The sequence below is a fragment of the Alkalibaculum bacchi genome, assembly GCF_937875145.1.
Classification (GTDB): Bacteria; Bacillota; Clostridia; order Eubacteriales; family Alkalibacteraceae; genus Alkalibaculum; species Alkalibaculum bacchi_A.
On the sequence record NZ_CALNCS010000127.1, the window covers coordinates 1 to 20,507 of the forward strand.

The 20,507-nt window shown below is 34.9% G+C and carries 21 protein-coding genes; 2 read left to right on the top strand and 19 right to left on the bottom strand.

Annotated elements, in window-relative coordinates:
- Window positions 1-50: 50 nt before the first annotated feature.
- The 6 genes from Q7P22_RS08035 to Q7P22_RS08060 all read right to left on the bottom strand — a co-directional run bounded on the left by Q7P22_RS08035 (window position 51) and on the right by Q7P22_RS08060 (window position 3,604).
- Entirely contained in the window at window positions 51-956 is a 906-nt protein-coding gene (locus Q7P22_RS08035; protein WP_303862877.1) for a Ppx/GppA phosphatase family protein, read from the bottom strand.
- A gap of 67 nt (window positions 957-1,023) precedes the next feature.
- Window positions 1,024-1,452 (bottom strand): S1 RNA-binding domain-containing protein, encoded by a 429-nt coding sequence (locus tag Q7P22_RS08040; RefSeq protein ID WP_303862880.1) that lies wholly within the window; start codon window positions 1,450-1,452, stop codon window positions 1,024-1,026.
- Window positions 1,453-1,503: 51 nt separating this feature from the next.
- A complete protein-coding gene (locus tag Q7P22_RS08045) occupies window positions 1,504-1,794 on the bottom strand; it encodes a septum formation initiator family protein (RefSeq protein ID WP_170128172.1) in 291 nt (96 codons plus the stop codon).
- Window positions 1,795-1,862: 68 nt separating this feature from the next.
- Window positions 1,863-2,330 (bottom strand): spore cortex biosynthesis protein YabQ, encoded by a 468-nt coding sequence (gene yabQ / locus Q7P22_RS08050; protein ID WP_113920036.1) that lies wholly within the window; start codon window positions 2,328-2,330, stop codon window positions 1,863-1,865.
- A gap of 16 nt (window positions 2,331-2,346) precedes the next feature.
- Window positions 2,347-2,631 (bottom strand): sporulation protein YabP, encoded by a 285-nt coding sequence (gene yabP / locus Q7P22_RS08055; protein ID WP_303862889.1) that lies wholly within the window; start codon window positions 2,629-2,631, stop codon window positions 2,347-2,349.
- 139 nt (window positions 2,632-2,770) lie between these two features.
- Window positions 2,771-3,604, bottom strand: coding sequence for a polysaccharide deacetylase family protein (locus Q7P22_RS08060; protein WP_303862891.1), 834 nt, complete (start codon window positions 3,602-3,604; stop codon window positions 2,771-2,773).
- Window positions 3,605-3,731: 127 nt separating this feature from the next.
- On the opposite strand from Q7P22_RS08060, the gene Q7P22_RS08065 reads away from it, so the two are divergent.
- Window positions 3,732-3,878 carry a hypothetical protein gene (locus Q7P22_RS08065; protein WP_303862894.1) on the top strand — a complete coding sequence of 49 codons (147 nt, stop codon included), beginning with the start codon at window positions 3,732-3,734 and terminating at the stop codon, window positions 3,876-3,878.
- Between the two features lie 100 nt (window positions 3,879-3,978).
- Here Q7P22_RS08065 and Q7P22_RS08070 read toward each other — a convergent pair whose 3' ends face one another.
- The 8 genes from Q7P22_RS08070 to Q7P22_RS08105 all read right to left on the bottom strand — a co-directional run bounded on the left by Q7P22_RS08070 (window position 3,979) and on the right by Q7P22_RS08105 (window position 15,125).
- Window positions 3,979-4,404 (bottom strand): GNAT family N-acetyltransferase, encoded by a 426-nt coding sequence (locus Q7P22_RS08070; RefSeq protein ID WP_303862897.1) that lies wholly within the window; start codon window positions 4,402-4,404, stop codon window positions 3,979-3,981.
- A gap of 175 nt (window positions 4,405-4,579) precedes the next feature.
- Window positions 4,580-5,833 (bottom strand): phosphoribosylamine--glycine ligase, encoded by a 1,254-nt coding sequence (gene purD / locus Q7P22_RS08075; protein ID WP_303862900.1) that lies wholly within the window; start codon window positions 5,831-5,833, stop codon window positions 4,580-4,582.
- Window positions 5,834-5,986: 153 nt separating this feature from the next.
- Entirely contained in the window at window positions 5,987-7,519 is a 1,533-nt protein-coding gene (purH, locus tag Q7P22_RS08080) for a bifunctional phosphoribosylaminoimidazolecarboxamide formyltransferase/IMP cyclohydrolase (protein ID WP_303862903.1), read from the bottom strand.
- 17 nt (window positions 7,520-7,536) lie between these two features.
- A complete protein-coding gene (gene purN / locus Q7P22_RS08085) occupies window positions 7,537-8,136 on the bottom strand; it encodes a phosphoribosylglycinamide formyltransferase (protein WP_303862905.1) in 600 nt (199 codons plus the stop codon).
- Window positions 8,127-9,158: a phosphoribosylformylglycinamidine cyclo-ligase gene (purM, locus tag Q7P22_RS08090; RefSeq protein WP_303862908.1), complete on the bottom strand. Its 1,032-nt coding sequence runs from the start codon at window positions 9,156-9,158 to the stop codon at window positions 8,127-8,129. The genes purN and purM overlap by 10 nt, the downstream gene beginning before the upstream one ends.
- Window positions 9,159-9,302: 144 nt before the next feature.
- Window positions 9,303-10,730 carry an amidophosphoribosyltransferase gene (gene purF, locus Q7P22_RS08095; protein WP_303862934.1) on the bottom strand — a complete coding sequence of 476 codons (1,428 nt, stop codon included), beginning with the start codon at window positions 10,728-10,730 and terminating at the stop codon, window positions 9,303-9,305.
- 145 nt (window positions 10,731-10,875) lie between these two features.
- The gene (purE, locus tag Q7P22_RS08100; RefSeq protein ID WP_303862911.1) at window positions 10,876-11,364 is read right to left on the bottom strand and encodes a 5-(carboxyamino)imidazole ribonucleotide mutase; all 489 of its coding nucleotides are present in this window, start codon (window positions 11,362-11,364) and stop codon (window positions 10,876-10,878) included.
- Between the two features lie 17 nt (window positions 11,365-11,381).
- Window positions 11,382-15,125, bottom strand: coding sequence for a phosphoribosylformylglycinamidine synthase (locus tag Q7P22_RS08105; RefSeq protein ID WP_303862914.1), 3,744 nt, complete (start codon window positions 15,123-15,125; stop codon window positions 11,382-11,384).
- Between the two features lie 137 nt (window positions 15,126-15,262).
- Between Q7P22_RS08105 and Q7P22_RS08110 the strand changes: the two genes are divergently transcribed.
- Window positions 15,263-15,943, top strand: a complete 681-nt coding sequence (locus tag Q7P22_RS08110; protein ID WP_303862917.1) for an MBL fold metallo-hydrolase — start codon at window positions 15,263-15,265, stop codon at window positions 15,941-15,943.
- Window positions 15,944-16,109: 166 nt separating this feature from the next.
- Here the strand turns inward: Q7P22_RS08110 and Q7P22_RS08115 are convergent, their stop codons facing one another.
- From Q7P22_RS08115 to Q7P22_RS08135, 5 genes are all read right to left on the bottom strand, one after another.
- Window positions 16,110-16,343, bottom strand: a complete 234-nt coding sequence (locus Q7P22_RS08115) for an RNA-binding S4 domain-containing protein (protein WP_303862919.1) — start codon at window positions 16,341-16,343, stop codon at window positions 16,110-16,112.
- Between the two features lie 130 nt (window positions 16,344-16,473).
- Window positions 16,474-16,752: an HU family DNA-binding protein gene (locus tag Q7P22_RS08120; RefSeq protein ID WP_303862922.1), complete on the bottom strand. Its 279-nt coding sequence runs from the start codon at window positions 16,750-16,752 to the stop codon at window positions 16,474-16,476.
- Window positions 16,753-16,812: 60 nt separating this feature from the next.
- Window positions 16,813-18,264 (bottom strand): nucleoside triphosphate pyrophosphohydrolase, encoded by a 1,452-nt coding sequence (gene mazG, locus Q7P22_RS08125; RefSeq protein ID WP_303862925.1) that lies wholly within the window; start codon window positions 18,262-18,264, stop codon window positions 16,813-16,815.
- A gap of 60 nt (window positions 18,265-18,324) precedes the next feature.
- Complete coding sequence (locus Q7P22_RS08130; RefSeq protein WP_303862928.1) at window positions 18,325-19,911, bottom strand: polysaccharide biosynthesis protein; 1,587 nt, start codon at window positions 19,909-19,911, stop codon at window positions 18,325-18,327.
- A gap of 201 nt (window positions 19,912-20,112) precedes the next feature.
- Window positions 20,113-20,507, bottom strand: a 395-nt coding sequence (locus Q7P22_RS08135) for a polysaccharide biosynthesis C-terminal domain-containing protein (protein WP_303862931.1), incomplete at its 5' end; no start/stop codon positions are given.

A 20,507-nucleotide genomic window follows, 5' to 3' on the forward strand; every position in this document is an offset into this window, starting at 1 on the left:
AGGGACAAAAATTATTATAGTACATTTTTAGCTATTCGTCAATAACTTTTTCACTTTTTTAAAAAATTAAAAATACCACCTTCTAAATTATCGTAATCACTTACCTTAAAAGATTCCTTTTTATAACGCTTTAAAACTTCAGAAACAATGATGGCACCAGCTATTATGATATCAGATCTTTGAGGATTTAGTCCTACGATTTTTTTTCGTTGTTCATCTTTAAGCATAGAAAATTTTTTATTCATTTTATCTATATCTTCTAAAAAAACTTCACTATTGTGTATTTTTTCTGGAGTATACTCTTCTATTTCTTGAACTACTTGAGACAATGTGGTGGCTGTTCCCCCTACACCAATTATTGTAAAAGATTTCTCCATTTCATTTGCTACTTTTAAGGTTTCCTGTACCATATGACTAATATCTCTTAATTCTCGACCTATAGGTGGATCATTTTTGATAAATCTCTCTGTCATCCGCACTGCACCCATATCAAAACTTATACTATTTAAGATTTTGCCCTTAGCCGCACAAATTAACTCTGTACTGCCTCCTCCTACGTCCATAATAATAATAGGTTCTTCCTTATATTGTTCACTTACACCTAAAAAAGCATATCTAGCTTCTGTCTGACCATCTAAAATATCTACTGTTAGGCCCAAGTCCCTCTTAGCTAAATCTATAAATTCACTGGCATTTTTCGCATCCCTAAGAGCACTGGTACCAAAAACAATAAATTCATTGACTCCTTTACTCTCACTTAGTTCTTTTAACTCTTTAAGAGCTGCTACATTTCTGAGAATAGTTTCTTGATTAATGATCTTATTCTCATCAACTCCTTGTCCCATACGGGTAGTAATTAAGTGCTTTTCTCTATCAACCATTTTATCCCCCTCAACAGAGGCAATAAGCAATCGAGTAGAATTTGTTCCAATATCAATTACAGCGTATTTTTTCATTTGGTAACTCCTTACCACCTAAAGACCAGCAAAAGCATCCTGCAGGATGCTTTTAGTGGTCTTTATATTATCTATTAAAACACCTATTTTTTGTTTTCTTAGCGTTTTTTTTAAGAACTTGTTGTCTTTCTTCACTATCCTTTAGGAATTGACTAAGTTGATCATCAAAAGTAGGGGCGTGATAGCTGCTTTCGTTCTTCTTATAATGATTATTTCTTGGCTTATACTGTTGTTTTTGGGGTTGTTGTTTTTGGGGTTGTTCCTTTTTGGGTTGCGCTTGTCGTATGGATAATCCTACTTTCCCTTCATTGATGGAAATAATCTTTACTTTTACAGTGTCGTTTTCTTTTAAATAGTCTGAAACTTCCTTTACAAATCCATCTGCTACTTCAGAGATGTGGACTAAACCAACTTTACCTCCAATATCAACAAATGCACCAAACTTTGTAATGCTTTTTACTACACCTTCTACTATTTGATTTACCTCAAATGGCATTGACAAAAATCCTCCTCATATATTATAAATAATAATTGATACCAATAATAACTACTTTTCTTCAGATTCTACTTCTATTATTACTTTTTCTTCAGGGTAGACTAGTCCAAAATATTTCCTGGCTAACATCTCAATATATTTTTCAGATTCCATTTGAGTAAGCTCATTATCTAATTGTTCTAGTTTGTCCTTTTCTTGGGATAGCTGAAGCTCAAGTTCTTTTTTTTGATTCTTGAGTTGATAATACTGCACTTCTACGGAGATAATATTATAAAGAAAAAAGCAAAGTATTCCTACGATAATTAGCAGTCGACCTTTATTTATTTTTCTTTTCTTTTTCACTATCTACGCTTCCCCTTTGTTATTAATAGATATATTATTTCACAAAATGAGGGAAAACACAAGACTTATCAACTCTTGAATAAATATGATTTATATTTTTTAAAATCTTTCACTACTTTGTTGATAATCTTTCTCCATAAATTATTCACTGCCTTGCTCTTTTGTGCAATCTTTCTAATCGGAAAAGTAATGATTTTAAAAAAACAAATTATTTTTCTACCAATTAGCCTAATAATCTCCTTGATTAAATGAAATACCCTTCGAACTAGTTTACTTAAGGTAAAGAAGTAAATAAACCATCCTAAACCAAATCCTAAAAGATTATAAAATCTAAAATTGATATTATTAACATAAAACAATAGCCCTACAATAATGCTAAAAGCAAAAGCCCAAAACAATAAATCTGAAATAGATCTTCTTTTAATGAGATTGTCATTTATTAAGACATCTACAAAGTCGTAAAGAATTCCAATGATTATTCCTCCATACAAAGTATAGAGGAATACATAGACTTGCAAATAGATATTTTCATTCATGATTGTCCCCTAAACTCTATTTAAATAATCTGCTAAAAATACCTTCTCCTTTTTTAAATAGGCTACTTTCATCGCTATAAATAAAAGAATCAATGATTCCCTTTACCTCTAGTTCTCCACCCTCTAAATTTAATTTGATAATATGTAAGTCCTGACCGCCTATCGTTAATAAACCTAACTGTGTCTCTAAAATAACTGTCTCCTCATTAAAACTATGTACATCTTTAACACCAGATAATTTTAATTCTTCCCTAGATATTAACTCTACTTTACCCGTTCCCATTATTTTTTGATCGTCCATTCTATACACCTCCTATATACACTTATACACTATTTATATGTGCAAATCTTTCAAATATACCTTTCGCGTTTTAAGTTCTATGTTTTAACAATAGTCGAGGAATGGTTAAACGATTGCTTAAATATTTTATTGCTGTGGCTTAAAGATCGTTGGCTTGCGAAAATCCTTCTAACGACTTAAAGGTGTATCCCTGGCCTTTTAAATCTGAAATAGCATCGCCTAGCGCTTCTACATTGCTCTGGGATACTGTATGAAGCATAAGAATACAACCTGGATGTACAGAGCGCATAATTTTTTCATAAGCTATTTCTTTACCTGGTTGGTTATCCGTCTCCCAATCTTTGTAAGACAAAGACCAAAATACAGTAGTATAATTTAACTCCGTAGCAATTTTTAAACTCTCTTCTGTAAACCTACCAGAAGCAGGTCTAAAAAACTTATCTGTATAATCTACACCCATCACTTGCTTGTAACAAAGTTCAAAATCCACAAGCTCCTTTTTGATCTCTTCTGATAATAAAGTAGACAAATCTGCATGAGTATTGCCATGATTGCCAACAATATGACCTTCCTCTTTCATTCTCTTTACGATGTCTGTGCTACTTCTCAAATAATCACCCGTGATGAAAAAAACTGCTTTTACATTTTGCTCTTTTAAGATATCTAAAACATCTAATGTATAATTATTAAACTCGTATCCACAGTTAAAACTTAAGTATAATTCTTTTTCTTCACTGCCTATTACATACGCATTGTATTTTTCTATATAAGAATCAACATAATTTGGAAATACAGGTCTTTGATTCTTATCCGTTTTTGGAACAAACCAGTCTACACCGCTAGTATCAGCCTGATTTCTATTTATAGATGTACTCATTTGTTCTTCCTGACCAAAGTGATTTACTGATGAAATCACTATAATACAGATAATAAAAATAAAAACAAAGGGCAGATAATTGTCTTTTTGTCTCATATCGATCTCCTTTAAATAAGTTCAAAACTCTTTAATTCATTTTATTTAAAGAAAAAAAATATATTACTAAAAGATATTATGGAATCATAAGATGTAATACAAACTATAGAAAAGTATTAAGAATTAAATGAAAATACAACGAAGTTTAAAACAGGATCAAATATCTGCTTTTGTTAGTAGCTTTATTTGCCTTGACTTGTTTTTAGCAATTACAGAATGCTTTGGATTTTGGGAGACCGATTTGACGGTTACTTATAAGCAGGAGTCTTTGTAGATAATGGTTGATGATTGGTTCGTTAGACGGGAAAACTAAAAGCTACGTGCACGAGGCTACAAAACTCGCCTTCGGCGAGCGAGTGCCTTTGCTAACCACCTTAAATCAATTGTTTTTGCATCTCTATGTGTGGAATCCCCTCGTCCATAAAGAGACCTGAACGTTGAGTATATCCTAGTTTTTCGTAGAATTCTTTGGCTTGTACTTGAGCGCCTAGTATAGCTTTTTTGCAGCCTTTTTTTCTTGCTATAGATTCTAAAGACTCAATAATTACTTTTCCAAGTCCTAATTTTCGGTATTCCTTTAGAACGCAAATCCTCTGTAATTTTGCATCTCCATGGATAACTCTAATCCTTCCTGTTGCTACAGGAAGTTTGTCCTTATAAAGGACAATATGTTCTGAAACATCTTCGTATTCATCTAATTCATTCTCCCTAGGCACTCCCTGCTCTTCTACAAAGACCTTTAATCGAATATAGAATGCATCTTTTAGTTCTTCTTTATTTTTTATACGCTTTATTTCCATAAACTCACACCTTACTAATTGGTTTAAAAAATCAGATGGTATAAATATACCACAAATAACGACGGTTTAACAATTGTTGAGCAGTAGTTAATCGAACCAGCCTATTACTCTTACTAACGACCTTTGTTATAAAAAAAGAAAGTATATCATTATCCGATATACTCTCTTCCCTATATTAATTTTCTTGTGCAATATCTCTTCTATATTGCATTCCTTCAAAAGAAATCTTCTTTACGTCTTCGTATGCTTTCTTTCTTGCTTCTCCTATTGTCTCTCCTATCGATGTTACACCTAGGACTCGTCCTCCATCGGTTATGATTTTGCCTTCTTTTTCTTTTGTTCCAGCGTGAAAGACTATGCTGTTTTCTATTTGTTCTAGTCCTGTAATAACTTTTCCCTTTTGGTAACTATCTGGGTATCCTCCTGATGCTAGAACAATGGTTACTGCGCTTTTATTGCTCCACTTTATTTCTTGTGTTGATAATGTTCCTTTTATCATGCTTTCAAATATGTCTACAATATCTGTTTCTAGTCTTACAAGTACAGATTGAGTTTCTGGGTCTCCAAATCGCACATTAAATTCAAGGACCTTTGGCTTGTTTTCTTCAATCATCAAACCAATAAAGAGGATGCCTTTATAATCTAGCCCTTCATCTTTAAAGCCTTTTATTATGGGATCTAAGACTTCTCTTTTTACGATTTCATTCAAATGAGAATCAAATAATCTGTTGGGTGAGTATGTACCCATGCCACCTGTGTTGTTGCCCTGATCATTATCCCCAATCCGCTTATAATCCTGAGCACTTTCCATTGGGACGATGTTTTTACCATCTACAAAGCAAAGAATGGACGCTTCTGTTCCACTTAAGAATTCTTCTAATACTACCTTTGTGCCAGCTTCTCCAAAAGACAAATCACCCATCATTTCCTTTAGTGTCTGTCTGGCAATATCTTTTGTTTCTGCTATGATTACCCCTTTGCCTGCAGCTAAGCCATCGGCCTTGACTACAACGGGCAAATCAAATTCATCTAAACCTTTTAATGCAAATTCTAAATCTGTATACTCTCTATAGGCCGCTGTCGGTATATTATATTTTTCTAAAAACTTTTTTGTAAAGGCTTTACTCCCTTCAAACTGAGAGCATATCTTATTAGGTCCAATTACCTTTAAACCCTTTTCTTCAAATTTATCGCATATACCAAGAACTAGTGGCACTTCTGGTCCAATTACAGTTAAATCTACTGCATTTTCTAAAGCAAAAGATACTAAACCATTTAAATCTTCTACAGAAATATTTACACACTGTGCAAGCTGCCCAATTCCAGGATTTCCTGGAGCACAGTAAATTTTTTCTACCCTTGAACTCTGAGATATTTTCCAAACCAAAGCATGCTCTCTTCCCCCAGAGCCGATAACTAGTATATTCATGTGAATGCCTCCTTTTTTGCAGAAAGTCGAAAGCAGAAATCGCAAAACAGTAGTCACTTTTGATGACGTGATGAAGAAAAACAGCGCCGTCCACCCCTACAACTTGCCTTTAAGTGGTTTCTTTTTTTCTTTCAGCATTCTGCTTTCATCCCTTTAATGCTTAAAATGCCTCATCTTTGTAAATACCATAGCAATGTCCTTTTCGTTACATAATTTTATAGATTCTTCGTCTCGAACAGAGCCTCCTGGTTGAATGATGGCGGTGATGCCTGCATTTGCGGCTGCTTCTACGCAGTCTTTAAATGGAAAGTAGGCGTCGGACGCCATGACAGCTCCTTGTACTTTATCTGTAGACTGACGGATGGCGTTTTCTAGGGCCCAAATTCGGCTTACTTGACCTGGCCCATTTCCTATAAGCATTTTATCTTTTACAATGCTAATACCATTTGATTTTGTATTTTTAACAGCTTTCCATGCAAAGAGCAAATCTTCCATTTCCTTATCCGTAGGCTGTCTATTTGTAACGCATCTTACTTCTCCATCTAGGAGCTTTTCATCTCGGTCTTGTACTAATATGCCCCCTAGAACTTTTTTAAACTCCATGCCATAATCTTGTTTTTCGATATGAGGTAATTCCATAATTCGAATATTTTTCTTTTTCTTTAATACGTCTAATGCTTCTCTTGTATAAGAAGGAGCTACGATGACTTCAATAAAAGTCTCGTTAATTTTTAGAGCTGTTTCTTCGTCTATTTCTCTATTCGCCGCAATGATCCCCCCATAGATGGAAACAGGATCACATTCATAGGCCTTCTTATACGCTTCTAAGATGCTTTTTGCACTAGCTATTCCACATGGGTTTGCGTGTTTTACTGCCACAACTGTAGGTTCGCCCTTAAATTCTTTTAAGATTTCTAAAGCTCCATTTGTGTCGCTAATATTATTATAAGAAAGCTCTTTTCCGTGAAGTTGAATTGCATTAATCAGTGTACCTTCGTTCTGCTCTACATCTTTGTAGAAGGCAGCTGATTGATGAGGATTTTCACCGTATCTTAAGTCTTGAACTTTTTCAAAGGATAGGGTAAGAGTAGCAGGGTATTCTTTAGAGCCTGTTCTCTTTCTTAAGTAATTTGCAATCATAGAATCATATTGAGCTGTATGTTCAAAGACTTTTAAAGCCAAATTATATTTTGTCTCAAGAGATACTTCTCTATTTCCTTTTAATTCTTGAATTATCTTATTGTAATCTTCAGGATCTGTAATCACCACAACATCCCTGTAATTCTTAGCAGAAGAGCGAAGCATTGTAGGACCACCGATGTCGATATTTTCAATAGCTTCTTCTAAAGCCACATTTTCTTTTTCAATGGTCTTCTTAAATGGATATAGGTTTACCACTACCATATCTATTGGCGTAATCTCTAATTCTTCTAATTGCTTTATATGATCCGGATGATCTCTCCTAGCTAGAATTCCACCATGAATTTTTGGATGTAATGTTTTTACCCTACCATCTAGACATTCTGGAAATCCTGTAATGTCACTAATCGGAATGACTTTAATTCCGCCCTCTTTTAACAATTTAGCCGTTCCACCTGTTGATATGATTTCTACATTCATCTCATCCAATGCTTTTGCAAAAGATAAAATCCCTTCTTTATCAGATACACTTATTAATGCTCTCATTTGTGTAAACTCCTCCTTTACTCTAATACTGTAACGATTCTACCATTTAGTATTAATTTATCCTGACACATTTTTTTAACGCTCTCGCTTAGTATTCTGTGCTCTACTTCCAATACCCTCTTTTGTAAATCTTCCATGCTATCGTTTGGATATACAGCTACTGTTTCTTGCATAATAATAGGTCCTGTATCCATTCCTTCATCTACGAAATGAACGGTTGCTCCGCTAACTTTTACACCGTATTCAATAGCCTTCTCATGTACTTTTATTCCATAATAACTAGGTCCACAAAAACTAGGAATAAGAGAGGGATGAATATTGATGATTTTCCCCTTATAAGAATGCACTAGTTTAGAGGATATCTTTTTTAAATAACCTGCTAAAACGATAAAGTCGATTTTCTTATCTCTTAATAACTTTATTATTTTGTCCTCTTCATTAGAATTTATATGATAAGCTGCTATATTGTGCTCCTCGGCTCTTTTTAATCCATAAGCTTTTAAGTTATTTGAGAGAACCAATTCAATATTGCCGTTTTTTCCGTGAACCTGATCAATTAAAGTTTGGAGATTGCTTCCTCCTCCTGATACAAAGACGGCAATTTTTTTTAAGGCCATAGAGCAACACCCTGGTCACCCTTGGCGATTTCCCCTAGAATAATAGACTCTTCTTTTCCTTGTTTAATAGATCTTACCACTGCATCTACCTCTTCTGGAGATACAACCATGGCAAAGCCAATCCCCATATTAAAAGTACTGTACATATCGTCATCCTCTAAATTTCCTAGTTTTTGCATCATTTCAAATACAGGCAATTTGGGGATTCGACTTTTATAAATATTTGCAGTTAAACCTTGGGGGATAATTCTCGGAATATTTTCGTAGAAGCCACCGCCAGTAATATGAGAAATTCCTTTAATGTTATTCTCTGTTATGGCCTTGAAAGTAGAATGATAATAGATTTTAGTAGGAGTTAGTAGTGTTTCGCCTAAAGTCGCTCCGAATTCTTGAATGTATTGATCTAATGAAAATTGGCTATGATTAAAAAATAATTTACGCACCAATGAAAAACCATTGCTATGGATGCCACTAGAAGGAATTCCTAATACTACATCTCCTTCCTTAATATTTTGACCTGTAATGATTTTTTCTCTATCAACAATGCCTACTGCAAAACCAGCTATATCGTATTCGTCTTCTGTATACATATCAGGCATTTCTGCTGTTTCGCCACCAATTAAAGAAGCTTCGCTTTGAATACAACCCTCTGCAACTCCTGCGACAATTTGTTCAATTCTCTCAGGGTTATTTTTCCCACATGCAATATAATCTAAGAAGAAAAGGGGTTTTGCCCCTTGGCATATAATATCATTGACGCACATAGCTACACAGTCAATACCTATGGTATCGTGTTTATCCATCTTTTCAGATATAACAAGCTTTGTACCTACTCCATCTGTTCCAGAAACTAATACTGGATTATTGTATCCACTAGGCAAAGCAAAAAGACCTCCAAAACTTCCTAAATCAGAGATTACATTTTTACTAAAGGTCTTCTTTACATGTTTTTTTATTCGTTCTACAGATTCATATCCTGCTTCAATATTTACACCAGCATCTTTATACGTTATTTTTTTCATATCCTTCTCCTATTCTTAATGAAGTAACATATTTGTCAACCTTTAGCACTTCATTACTCAATATTAGGAAGTAAAAAGTGAAGATAATAGTACCTCACTCAGGGTGAGTTTTACCACCTTACCACCTTACCACCTTGAATTGTCCTACTCTCTTTGTATTGGAACTTCCATTGGGTAATCTGCATCGAAACAAGCCTTGCAATAGGTGTTTTCACCGCCAACGGATTGTAACAATCCTTCTACAGAGATAAATCCTAATGTATCTGCACCAATCATTTCTCGAATTTCTTCTACATCGTGTTTTGAACCAATTAAATCTTGTCTATAAGGAGTATCAATGCCAAAATGGCAGGTATGAGCAACAGGAGGACTGCTAACCCTAAAATGCACTTCTTTTGCACCAGCCGCTCGTAGTAATTTCACCAATCTTTTTGAAGTAGTTCCCCTTACGATAGAATCATCAATAATGACAACTCGCTTACCGTCAATATTTTCTTTAATCGCGTTAAGCTTTATCCTTACCCCCTCTTCTCTTAGTTCTTGAGTAGGTTGGATAAAGGTCCTTCCAACATATTTGTTTTTAATAAGTCCCATACCGTAGGGAATTCCAGATTCTTGAGCATAACCAATAGCCGCTGGTATTCCTGAGTCCGGTACTCCTATTACGATATCTGCTTCAACACTATGTTCTTTTGCCAAAATCATACCTGCATTATGCCTTGCATAATATACGCTCTTGCCATCGATGATGGAGTCTGGGCGAGCAAAATAAATCAATTCAAAGATACAAGACTTTCTCTTAACCCAGTTATTTTGTTGAAAAGATTGAACTCCATCCTTATCTATAACTACAATTTCACCTGGCTCTATATCTCGTACCAACTCTGCACCAATTGCATCTAGGGCGCAACTTTCTGATGCAATTGCATAAGTATCGTTTGTCTTACCAAGACACAAAGGTCTTAAGCCATGGGGATCACGAATGCCGATTAACTTATCTTCCGTGGTGATGACTAAAGCATAGGCTCCTTTGATGATCTCTACCACTCTTCTTATGGCATTGACCATGCCATCCTTTAAGCTTCTTGCAAGTAAATTTACAATAACCTCTGTATCAATATCTGTCTGAAAGACTACTCCACTATCTTCCAACATTTCTCTTAAAGCTTTGAAATTAATCAGATTACCATTATGTGCTAGGGCGATTTGATTTGTCTTATGATTTACAAATAAAGGTTGTGCATTTCGAATATCTCCATCTCCACTTGTAGCATATCTTACATGACCTATTCCAATATTGCCCTTTAAACTTTCAATAAACTCATTACCTTTAAAGATTTCGGATACGATACCATTTTCTTTAAATTTGCTGATTTTTCCATCTTGATTTGTGGCAATGCCAGCACTTTCTTGACCTCTATGTTGTAGAGCATAAAGACCATAATAAAGCAATCTAGCCACATCTTTCTGTTCATCAGTGCAATAGACACCGACAACTCCACATTCTTCTTTTAATTTATCATCCAAATCGTCTGTTGTATGCACTCTTTTGGCTTTTCCTTCATATAGCATATCTAGTTTATTCATAAGCAAAACTCCCTTTTGAACAGTAGTCAAACAATGGTTGAGCAGTAGTTGAACAATAGTTTAACAATTGTTTAACTACCGTTCAGCTATTGTTTAACCATTGTTAAATTAACCAACTGTTTAGCATTTTTTACAGCATCTTCTGCAACTTGTCGTTCTTTTCAACCACTTGTTTTGCTAATTCTTGTTTATATTCTTTATAGGATGCTCTTAGCTCTGGGTATTTTACAGATAGAATTTGAATAGCTAGTAGCCCTGCGTTTAGGCTACCGTTAATAGCTACCGTAGCAACAGGCACCCCTGATGGCATCTGTACTATAGACAAAAGGGAATCTAGTCCATCCATAGTAGATGATTTTATAGGTAGTCCTATAACAGGAAGTGGTGTGAGCCCAGCGAGTACTCCTGGCAGATGAGCTGCTTTTCCTGCTGCACCGATTATAAGTTCTATGCCATTAGATTCTGCATTTTTAGCAAATTCAAAGGCTATTTCAGGAGTTCTATGAGCTGAAATTACTCTAGCATCTACTTCTATATTAAATTTCTTTAATATATCTATAGTCTCTTTTACAACTTGGTAGTCTGAGTCACTACCCATTACAATTCCTATTTTTGGCATCTACATTCACCTCATTATTATATTTTGAAATATTCTACACCTGATTCAAATATAAATTGATTTTTTTCGCCGCCTTGATTCTTATGAATATCTTTTCCAATTCTCTCTGAGTGTCCCATCTTACCTAATACTCTTCCATCTGGACTTGTGATCCCTTCTACTGCGTAAAGGGAGCCATTAGGGTTATACAGTCCATCATAACTTGCATTTCCTGATAAATCGACGTACTGGGTTGCAATTTGTCCCTTATCAATAAGTTCTTGTAAAGTGCTTTCATTTGCTACGAATCGTCCTTCGCCGTGAGACATAGGGATATTATACATTTGTCCAAGCTCTGCCTTATTTAACCAAGGAGAGAGATTGGAAACTACTTTTGTCATAGACAATCTAGAAATATGTCTACCTATTTTATTATAGGTTAAGGTTGGCGCAGATTCGGCTAAAGGTCGAATTTCCCCATAGGGCACTAGACCTAGTTTAATCAGTGCTTGAAAGCCATTGCAGATACCTAAAATCAAGCCATCCCTCTTATTTAACAGTTCCATAATAGCCTCTGTAATGTATGGGTTTCTAAATATTGTAGCAATAAATTTACCTGAGCCATCCGGTTCATCCCCTGCACTAAAACCTCCTGGCATCATAAGGATTTGTGCCTCCGAAATTTGTTTTGCCATATTCTTTAAAGATTCTTCAATATCCTGTGAGGACAAATTTTTAAAGACCATAGACTCCACAGTCGCACCAGCTTTTTCAAATGCCTTGATCGAATCGTATTCGCAATTGGTTCCTGGAAAAACCGGAATAAATACTCTAGGGGTGCCAATCTTTTCACCTTTATATACTCTTGGACTTGTTTCAAATCGAAGGGTTTCTAAATCGCCTATTTCATCTTCTTTTATTGGATAAACCTTAGAAAGAGGTAACTCATAAGCTTTTACTAAAGAGTCCAGGTCTATATTATCTTTGCCTATTTTAATAGATTCTTCTTCAATGGTCTCTCCTATAAGGATAAATTGATTCTCTAGCTGATTCTCTTGGTTGGCCTTTACTTCTACAAGGATGCTGCCAATGCTTTTATCAAATAGCTTTTCTACCTCAAAGGATTCCTTTACACTTACACCGATTTTGTTCCCAAAACTCATCTTAGCTAAAGCTACGCCTATACCACCTTTTCCAATCGTTTTAGCTGATAGAATGACTTTTTGATTTATTAGGTTTTTAATTTTAGAATACTTTTCTTTCAATTCCTCAAAGTCTGGAATTTCTTTCTCATCTCTTTTGATTTCCACTAAATAAACTTTTGAACCCGTTTCTTTAAATTCTGGAGACAATACATTCTCTGCCTTATCTACTGTAACTGCAAAAGAGATCATAGTAGGTGGTACTGTCAAATCATTAAAGGTTCCAGACATGCTGTCTTTCCCGCCAATGGCTGCAATTCCTAGAGCATCTTGTGCGAAATAAGCTCCTAACAGAGCACTAAAAGGTTTCCCCCATTTAATAGGATCTTTTTCTAGTCTTTCAAAGTACTCCTGCATGCTCAATCGAATTTTTCTATAATCTCCACCCATGGCTACGATTTTTGCCACCGATTCTACTACAGAGTATATACCTCCATGATAAGGGCTCCACTCACATACTTCTGGGTCAAATCCGTAGCTCATCAAACTACAAGTATTGGTCTCTCCTTTGAGGACAGGGATTTTCCCAGCCATACCTTCAGCAGGTGTAAGGGCGTATTTCCCCCCATAAGGCATAAGTACGGATCCCGCACCAATAGAACTGTCGAACATCTCCCCAAGTCCTTGCTGAGAGCAAGCATTTAAATTCTGTAACGCATTCACAAAACGTTCTTTTAAAGAATCTTCATGGTTATGATTTTGTACACTTTGCTTTGGTGAGTCAATTATTACATCTGCGTACTGTTTCGCTCCATTTGTATTTAAAAACGCTCTGCTCAAATCTAGTATGACTTTATTTCTCCATTTCATAATTAATCTGCCGCTTGCTGTAACATAGGCTACTTTTGTTACCTCAAGGTTTTCCTCATGTCCAAAGGAAATAAAGTCGTCTAAATCTTTTGCAGCTATGACTACTGCCATTCTCTCTTGGGATTCTGAGATTGCTAATTCTGTACCATTTAACCCTTCGTATTTTTTAGGTACTGCATCTAAGTCAATATCTAAACTATCTGCAAGCTCTCCTATGGCTACAGAAACACCTCCTGCACCGAAATCATTGCATCTTTTTATGAGTTTTGTCACTTTAGGTTTTCGAAACAATCTTTGAATCTTTCTTTCTTCTGGTGGATTTCCCTTTTGAACTTCAGCTCCACATTGAGTTAATGATTCTTCTGTATGTGCCTTAGAAGAACCAGTAGCGCCTCCGCATCCGTCTCTTCCTGTCCTTCCACCGATGATCACTACAATATCTCCAGGCAAAGGCTCTTCCCTTACTACATTTTTCTGTGGGGCCGCTCCAATTACTGCACCGACCTCCATTCTCTTTGCTATATATCCTGGATGATAAATTTCAGTAACTTGTCCTGTTGCAAGGCCAATTTGATTTCCATAAGAGCTAAATCCCTTAGCTGCTTCTTTTGATATCTTTCTTTGTGATAGCTTACCTGGTATTGTCTCATCTATAGATTTTCGAGGATCACCACTACCTGTTACTCTCATAGCTTGATAAACGTAACTTCTTCCTGAAAGAGGATCTCTAATGGCGCCACCTAGACAAGTCGCAGCTCCACCAAAAGGTTCAATTTCCGTAGGATGATTATGGGTTTCATTTTTAAACATTAAAAGCCATTTTTCCGTTTGTCCATCTACATCTACATCAATTTTTATGCTGCATGCATTGATTTCTTCTGATTGATCTAAATCCTCTAATAAATTCATCTTCCTACACAGTTTTGTGTTGATGGTCCCTAAGTCCATAAGGGTAATTGGTTTCTTTGTCTCAATGTATTCTCTTGAAGCTAAATACTGCTTTAAAGTGCTTTCGATCTGTTCTTTATAAGGACCTTCTTCAATTTGAATGTCTCGAATTTCCGTAAAGAAAGTAGTATGCCTGCAATGATCAGACCAATAGGTATCAATGACTTTTAATTCGGTCACTGTAGGATTTCTTTTTTCATCTTTTTCAAAGTACTCTTTGACAAATACCATATCTTCTTTGCTCATAGCAAAACCCTTTTCTTTTCGGTATTGGTCCAATTTCTCATCATTGAATGAAATAAAGCCTTCTACTACTTCGATGTCATTTGGTTCTTCTAAATCATCTGTCAGTTTTTGAAGAATCTCTAAGGATGCTTCTCTTGAATCTACTGGATTAATACAATAGTCCTTTATCTTTATAAATTCATTATCTGAGATTTTTCCTCTTAACAATATTACTTTTGCCGTTTTTACTTTTGATTTTGCTTCAGGAAGAAGTATCTGTATGCACTGTGCTGCAGAATCTGCTCTTTGATCGTACTGACCTGGCAAATACTCCATAGCAAAAAATCTTTCTTCTTCTACGTGTGGAAAATCTTCATCATATACCTTATCTACATTAGGTTCTGACAATATGAGCTTTTTAATCTGCTCATAAACAGAGTCCTCTTGAACCTCAAAATCGTATCTGTTGAGAATACGAAGTCCTTCTAAGCCAATTACGCCCAAAGTTTCCTTTAACTCTGTTTTTAAATGTTTAGATTCAATATTAAATCCTTCGCGTTTTTCTACATAAACTCTTTTAATTTTTTCAGAACTCATGTTTCTCACCTCATTTATCTATTACCTTAATAATAAAATAAACGAACGTTTTTTTCAAGTCTTTTATAAATATTCGGATATTTTTCTCTTTTGTTTCTTTTTCTATCTATGTTATTATTGATAATGAGGTGAATTTTATGTATATCAAACATTTATCCCACAGCGGATTCTTAGTTGAAAACCAAGGAAATTACTTACTATTTGATCCTATTTCTGATTTTAGTATTCCGCAGGATTATAAGAGTATGATTGTATTCTCTAGTCACTCTCATCACGATCATTTTAGTCCAAAACATTTCGAAAGCTACTATAGTGATGAAAAAGCACATTTTGTCTTTAGCAAGGATATTGAATCTAAACTTGACAAATCTACCATAAAGAATTTGCACATTATGAACAATTATGAAGAACTTAAAATTGAAGATGTAAAAATTGAGTCTTTCGGCTCTACAGATATGGGGAATTCCTATTTTATTCACTTCTTTGAAGATACCTTTTTTCACAGCGGAGATTTAAATTGGTGGCACTGGAAGAGAATGAATGAAGAGGAATTGAAAGTAGAGGAAAAAGATTTTAAGAGAGAACTACATTTACTAAAGGACAAAGTGATAAACTATGCATTCGTCCCAGTAGATCCTAGATTGGAAGAACACGGATATTTAACTATTAACTATTTTATTGAGGCCATCCATCCAAAAATAGTAATCCCTATGCACTCCTTTGGAAAATACGATTTTTATAAAGATTTAGAGCTCCATGTGAAATTAGGAGATAGTGCTTTGATTTCTATTGTAGCGGAAAATCAAAAAATTGTTTAGCCAGAATACGCCTAGATACATTTGCTCTATGTAAAACCCTCTATGCCATTATTCGTGGCCATTACGTTTCATACACTGCATAGAGTAAGAGCTTTATTAAAAGGAGCTCCTCCTTTAACAGAAAAACTCGCCGCAAGGCGAGTTTTTCTGTATCTAGTTTCTACTTTTATTCGTACATCTTATCTGCATCGTCTTTTGTTACGTGCTCTAGTAGTGCAGTTACTTTTACTTTGATTTCTTTTTCGCCTAATCGTATAGAGATTGCATCTCCTACCTTTAACTGGGTGCCTGCTTTCGCTACTTGTCCATTTACTTGAATTCTTCCTCCATCGCAAGCATCTTTCGCTACGGTTCTTCGTTTGATTAATCTGGAGTTTTTTAGAAATTTGTCTAGGCGCATGGATTCATCTCCTTCTGTATAGGTAAATCTACGCTCAATAATATCGCTGCTTTAGTAAAATGTGGGATGCCAAAAAAAGTTTTCCACTTTTACCTTTTAAAAAAAGCCGAGTAATCTCGGCTTTTTTAAACTATTTGTTGTTTACTGCATCTTTAAGAGCTTTTCCTGCTTTGAAAGTAGGTGCTTTTGATGCTGGGATAATTAATTCTTCCATTGTTTTAGGATTTCTTCCCACTCTTTCAGCTCTATCTCTTACTTCAAATGTGCCAAAACCTACTAGAGAGATTTTTTCTCCGTTTTGTAATTGTTCGATGATTGTTTCTATAAGGGAGTTTAATACTTTTTCATTATCTTTCTTTGCTAGTCCTGTTTTTTCAGTTAATGCTGAAACTAATTCGGCTTTATTCATTGATAACCCTCCTTGATAATTTTACATATTTTTATTTCATTCAATGAGTTTCATTGAATATTAACTTTTTTTCTCCTTCGAAAGTTCCCACAATGAATCCATTGTTTCTAAATCACTTTCTTTTGGACTTGTTCCTTTACCGGCTAAAGATTCCTCAATAAATTTAAATCGTCTTATAAACTTGTCCACCGTTTTGTGTAAAGCTTCTTCTGGATCAATGTGGAGTAATCTACTGACATTGACAACAGAGAAAAGCAAATCTCCCATCTCTTTTGTCATCTCTTCATCGTTGAGTTCTTCCATAGCTTCTTTTAATTCTATGCTCTCTTCTACTATCTTGTCCAAAGCAGGCAATGGATTATTCCAATCAAAGCCAACTTCAGCAGCTTTTTTTTGAATTTTTTCTGCTAAATAGAGAGAAGGCAGAGATTTTGGTACTGCTTCCATGATTTCATATTGATACTGAAAGCCTTTTTCTGTTTTCTTTAATTCTTCCCAGCTTTTGTCTATTTTTTTATCTTTATTGAAAATATGTGGGTGCCTATTGATTAGTTTTTGATTAATACCTTTTACTACATCTTTCAAATCAAACAAACTTTCTTCTTTTGCAATTTGACAATGAAAGATAATTTGTAACAACAAATCCCCTAATTCTTCAATAAGATCATCTGGGTTATTTCTTTCGATGGCATCTATGACTTCATAAGCTTCTTCGATAAGGTATCTTTTAAGGGAATCGTGAGTTTGTTCTTTGTCCCAAGAACATCCTGTCGGGCTCCTTAATTGCTCCATAACAGATATTAAAGTATTTATATGCTCTAATTTAGGTTTTTGAACAGGTGGAATATATACTGTAGTCAAATAGTCAATCCATTCAATTCGGTCTAACTGGTATAATGGAATCTTTTCTATTTTTTCTCTGTTTTTTATACCACTTCCACTCAATACATATATTTCTTGTTCATCATCATAAATCTCTAAACATACTAGTTTTACATCGGATGCTACATAACGATCGTAAACTTGCGTGATGATATTTCCAATACCTGGATCTGGTGGATTTGTTTCTAGGGAAACAGCATTTAACATTTTAAGTCCATTAATGGGGTCTATTCTTAAAGAAGTAATTACTACATCGAGAAAGCTCATACTGGAATGAATTTCAATATTGCCTTCGTCTTGTCTATTATCTAATACTTTTAGTAGGATTTCAACTGTTTTCTCAGCAAATAATGGATGTCCAGGCACTGCAAAGACAATTTTTTGCTCTAATTGAGCTTTTTCTACTAAGATATCTGCAATTTTATGGTAAATCTCTTCAAATGTGTCGGCATTCTCATATAAATAATCAAAACCCTCAATGGCTATTCCTTCTTGAATCAAATCTTCAATCAGAGGATGCTTTGTCGTTCGAACGTAGACAAGAGGCGCATTTTTCATAAGTCTATAAGATTCTAATGTCAAATGTTCTATATTCCCCGGTCCTAATCCAATAACATGAATCGTCCCCAATAGATCACTTCCTTTCTAATCAAGGTGGTCTGTCGTAGGCTGTAGCTCCTTTGCTCCCCCCTACTTAATCATTCTCCCAAATCTATCAATAATCTTCTTTCCACCTGGCATAAGGGCTAGTTCTCCTTTTGTAATTCCTTTTATAAGAACAAGTACTGTAAAGTACACGATAACACATAGTACTATGGCTATCAATACATTGATGCTGTTTGGTAAGAAATTGCTGAATAGATTGTAGATGTATACCCCAAATGCGCCCATAATACCAGATGCGATTAAAGGTTTAATAATGGTTTGACTTACATTAATCTGTATGTTCACCGTACGCTTAATGGCAATATAGTTTAAAATGCTTGTAACAGCAAAAGCTCCTATATTAGATATTACCATACCGTAAATATTAATACTGGGTATTGCCATTAAAATGTAATTAAGTACAAATTTTACGATAAGAGCAATAAACAAATTAAATACAGGAATTCTAAATTTGTCTAAAGCCTGCAACACGCTTTGTAAAATATTACCCACCATAATAAATACCACACTATAAGCCAAATATCTTAAGATGGCTCCTCCGTTATGAGCGGAAGGAAACAATAAGTCAAATATAGGCTGTGAATAGATGGATAAGCCAACTGCGCATGGTAAGGAGATAAGTAGCATCGTGCGAATGCCTAGTTCTGTTTTGTGTCGAATAGATTCCATATTTTTTATGGCAAAAGATGTACTAATTGCCGGCACTAAAGTTAAAGACATAGCCGAGCTAAATGTCAAGGGCACATTGATCATCGTCTGTCCTAAGCCAAAGTCGCCAAACAAAATAGTAGCCATTTTTTGATCTATTCCTGCTACACCTAGTCTTGACACGTAAGTAAAAGAGTTTATTAAACCAAATAAAGACACAAAAGCAGAAGCTAAAGTTACTGGCACTGCAATATTTACCAATCTTTTTAGCAAAGCCCTATAGGATTCTCTTTTAAACTTTTTCTTAGATTTCTCAATAGGTCGTTTAAAATCTTTTAGGAATACATTCATAGCAAATAACAAGAAAATTGTAGTTGCAGCAGCTGCAATAGAGGCTCCTGCAGAAGCACCACCAGCTCCCTGTGCTTGTCCATATTGACTTGTCAAATAGATACACAGACCAATTCCAAATATTACTCTTACAAAGGATTCAATGATTTGAGAGATGGCACTAGGAGTCATCATCTGCATGCCTTGAAAAAAACCTCTAATGGCACACATAATCGAAACAAAGAACGGGGCAGCTGCAAGTCCTATAATAGCGTAATAAGTACCTTCATCCCAATCTGCTAGTTGAATAATCCAATTTGCACCAAAATACAAAAATGTACTAGACACACTACCTATGACGATTAAAAGGATCATAGATAGCTTAAATACATTATATACTCCATAGTAATTCTTAACAGAGGCTCTCTCTGCAATCATTTTCGATATGGCAACGGGAATTCCTACAATGGATACCGTTAATAACAGATTATAAATATTGTATGAACTGTAATACAAACCATAACCAAAGCTATCTAAGATACGACCTATGGGTATCTTGAAAAACAATCCTAATAGCTTGGAAATGATGCCTCCAATCGCTAATATCCCTGCACTTTTTATATACGAACTCAAGGCAATCCCCCTCTTTTATAAGATCCATGTTCTAAGTTGTAAGTAAAACCCCAGTCACCAAAGGTAACTATAAAGCACTTCCTTAGAACGTAAAACTTAAAACTCACAACTAACAAAGGTAGTGTGGCACCCATTAAGTGCCATACTACCTTTGTTATTATATCACCTATTTTTTTGTACTCAATTCTTTTTTTGCATTCTCTACCCTTTTCGGTAATATTTTTTTAGTTTTTCTCCTCCAGGTATCATATCTAGATCCTCTTGTTTTATAGTGTTTGTCAAGAACAAAGCTATTGTATAAAAAGGTACGGCCCCTAAAACAATTAAAATAATTGCAATGCTATTGCTAAAATAGGCAAAGACGATATTTCCTAGCAACATTAAAAATACAGCCATAATCAAACTAGACAGTAGAGGCTTTATAATCGTTTGCCATATGTTTACCCTATAACCTGTAATTTTTTTTAATATTCTATAATTTAGTAGCGCGATGACGCCAAAAGATACAAAGTTGCTGATAATCATACCATCAATATTTAGCCCTGGAATAGCTATCAATGTATAGTTTAATATAAACTTGATGATCGTTCCTATTA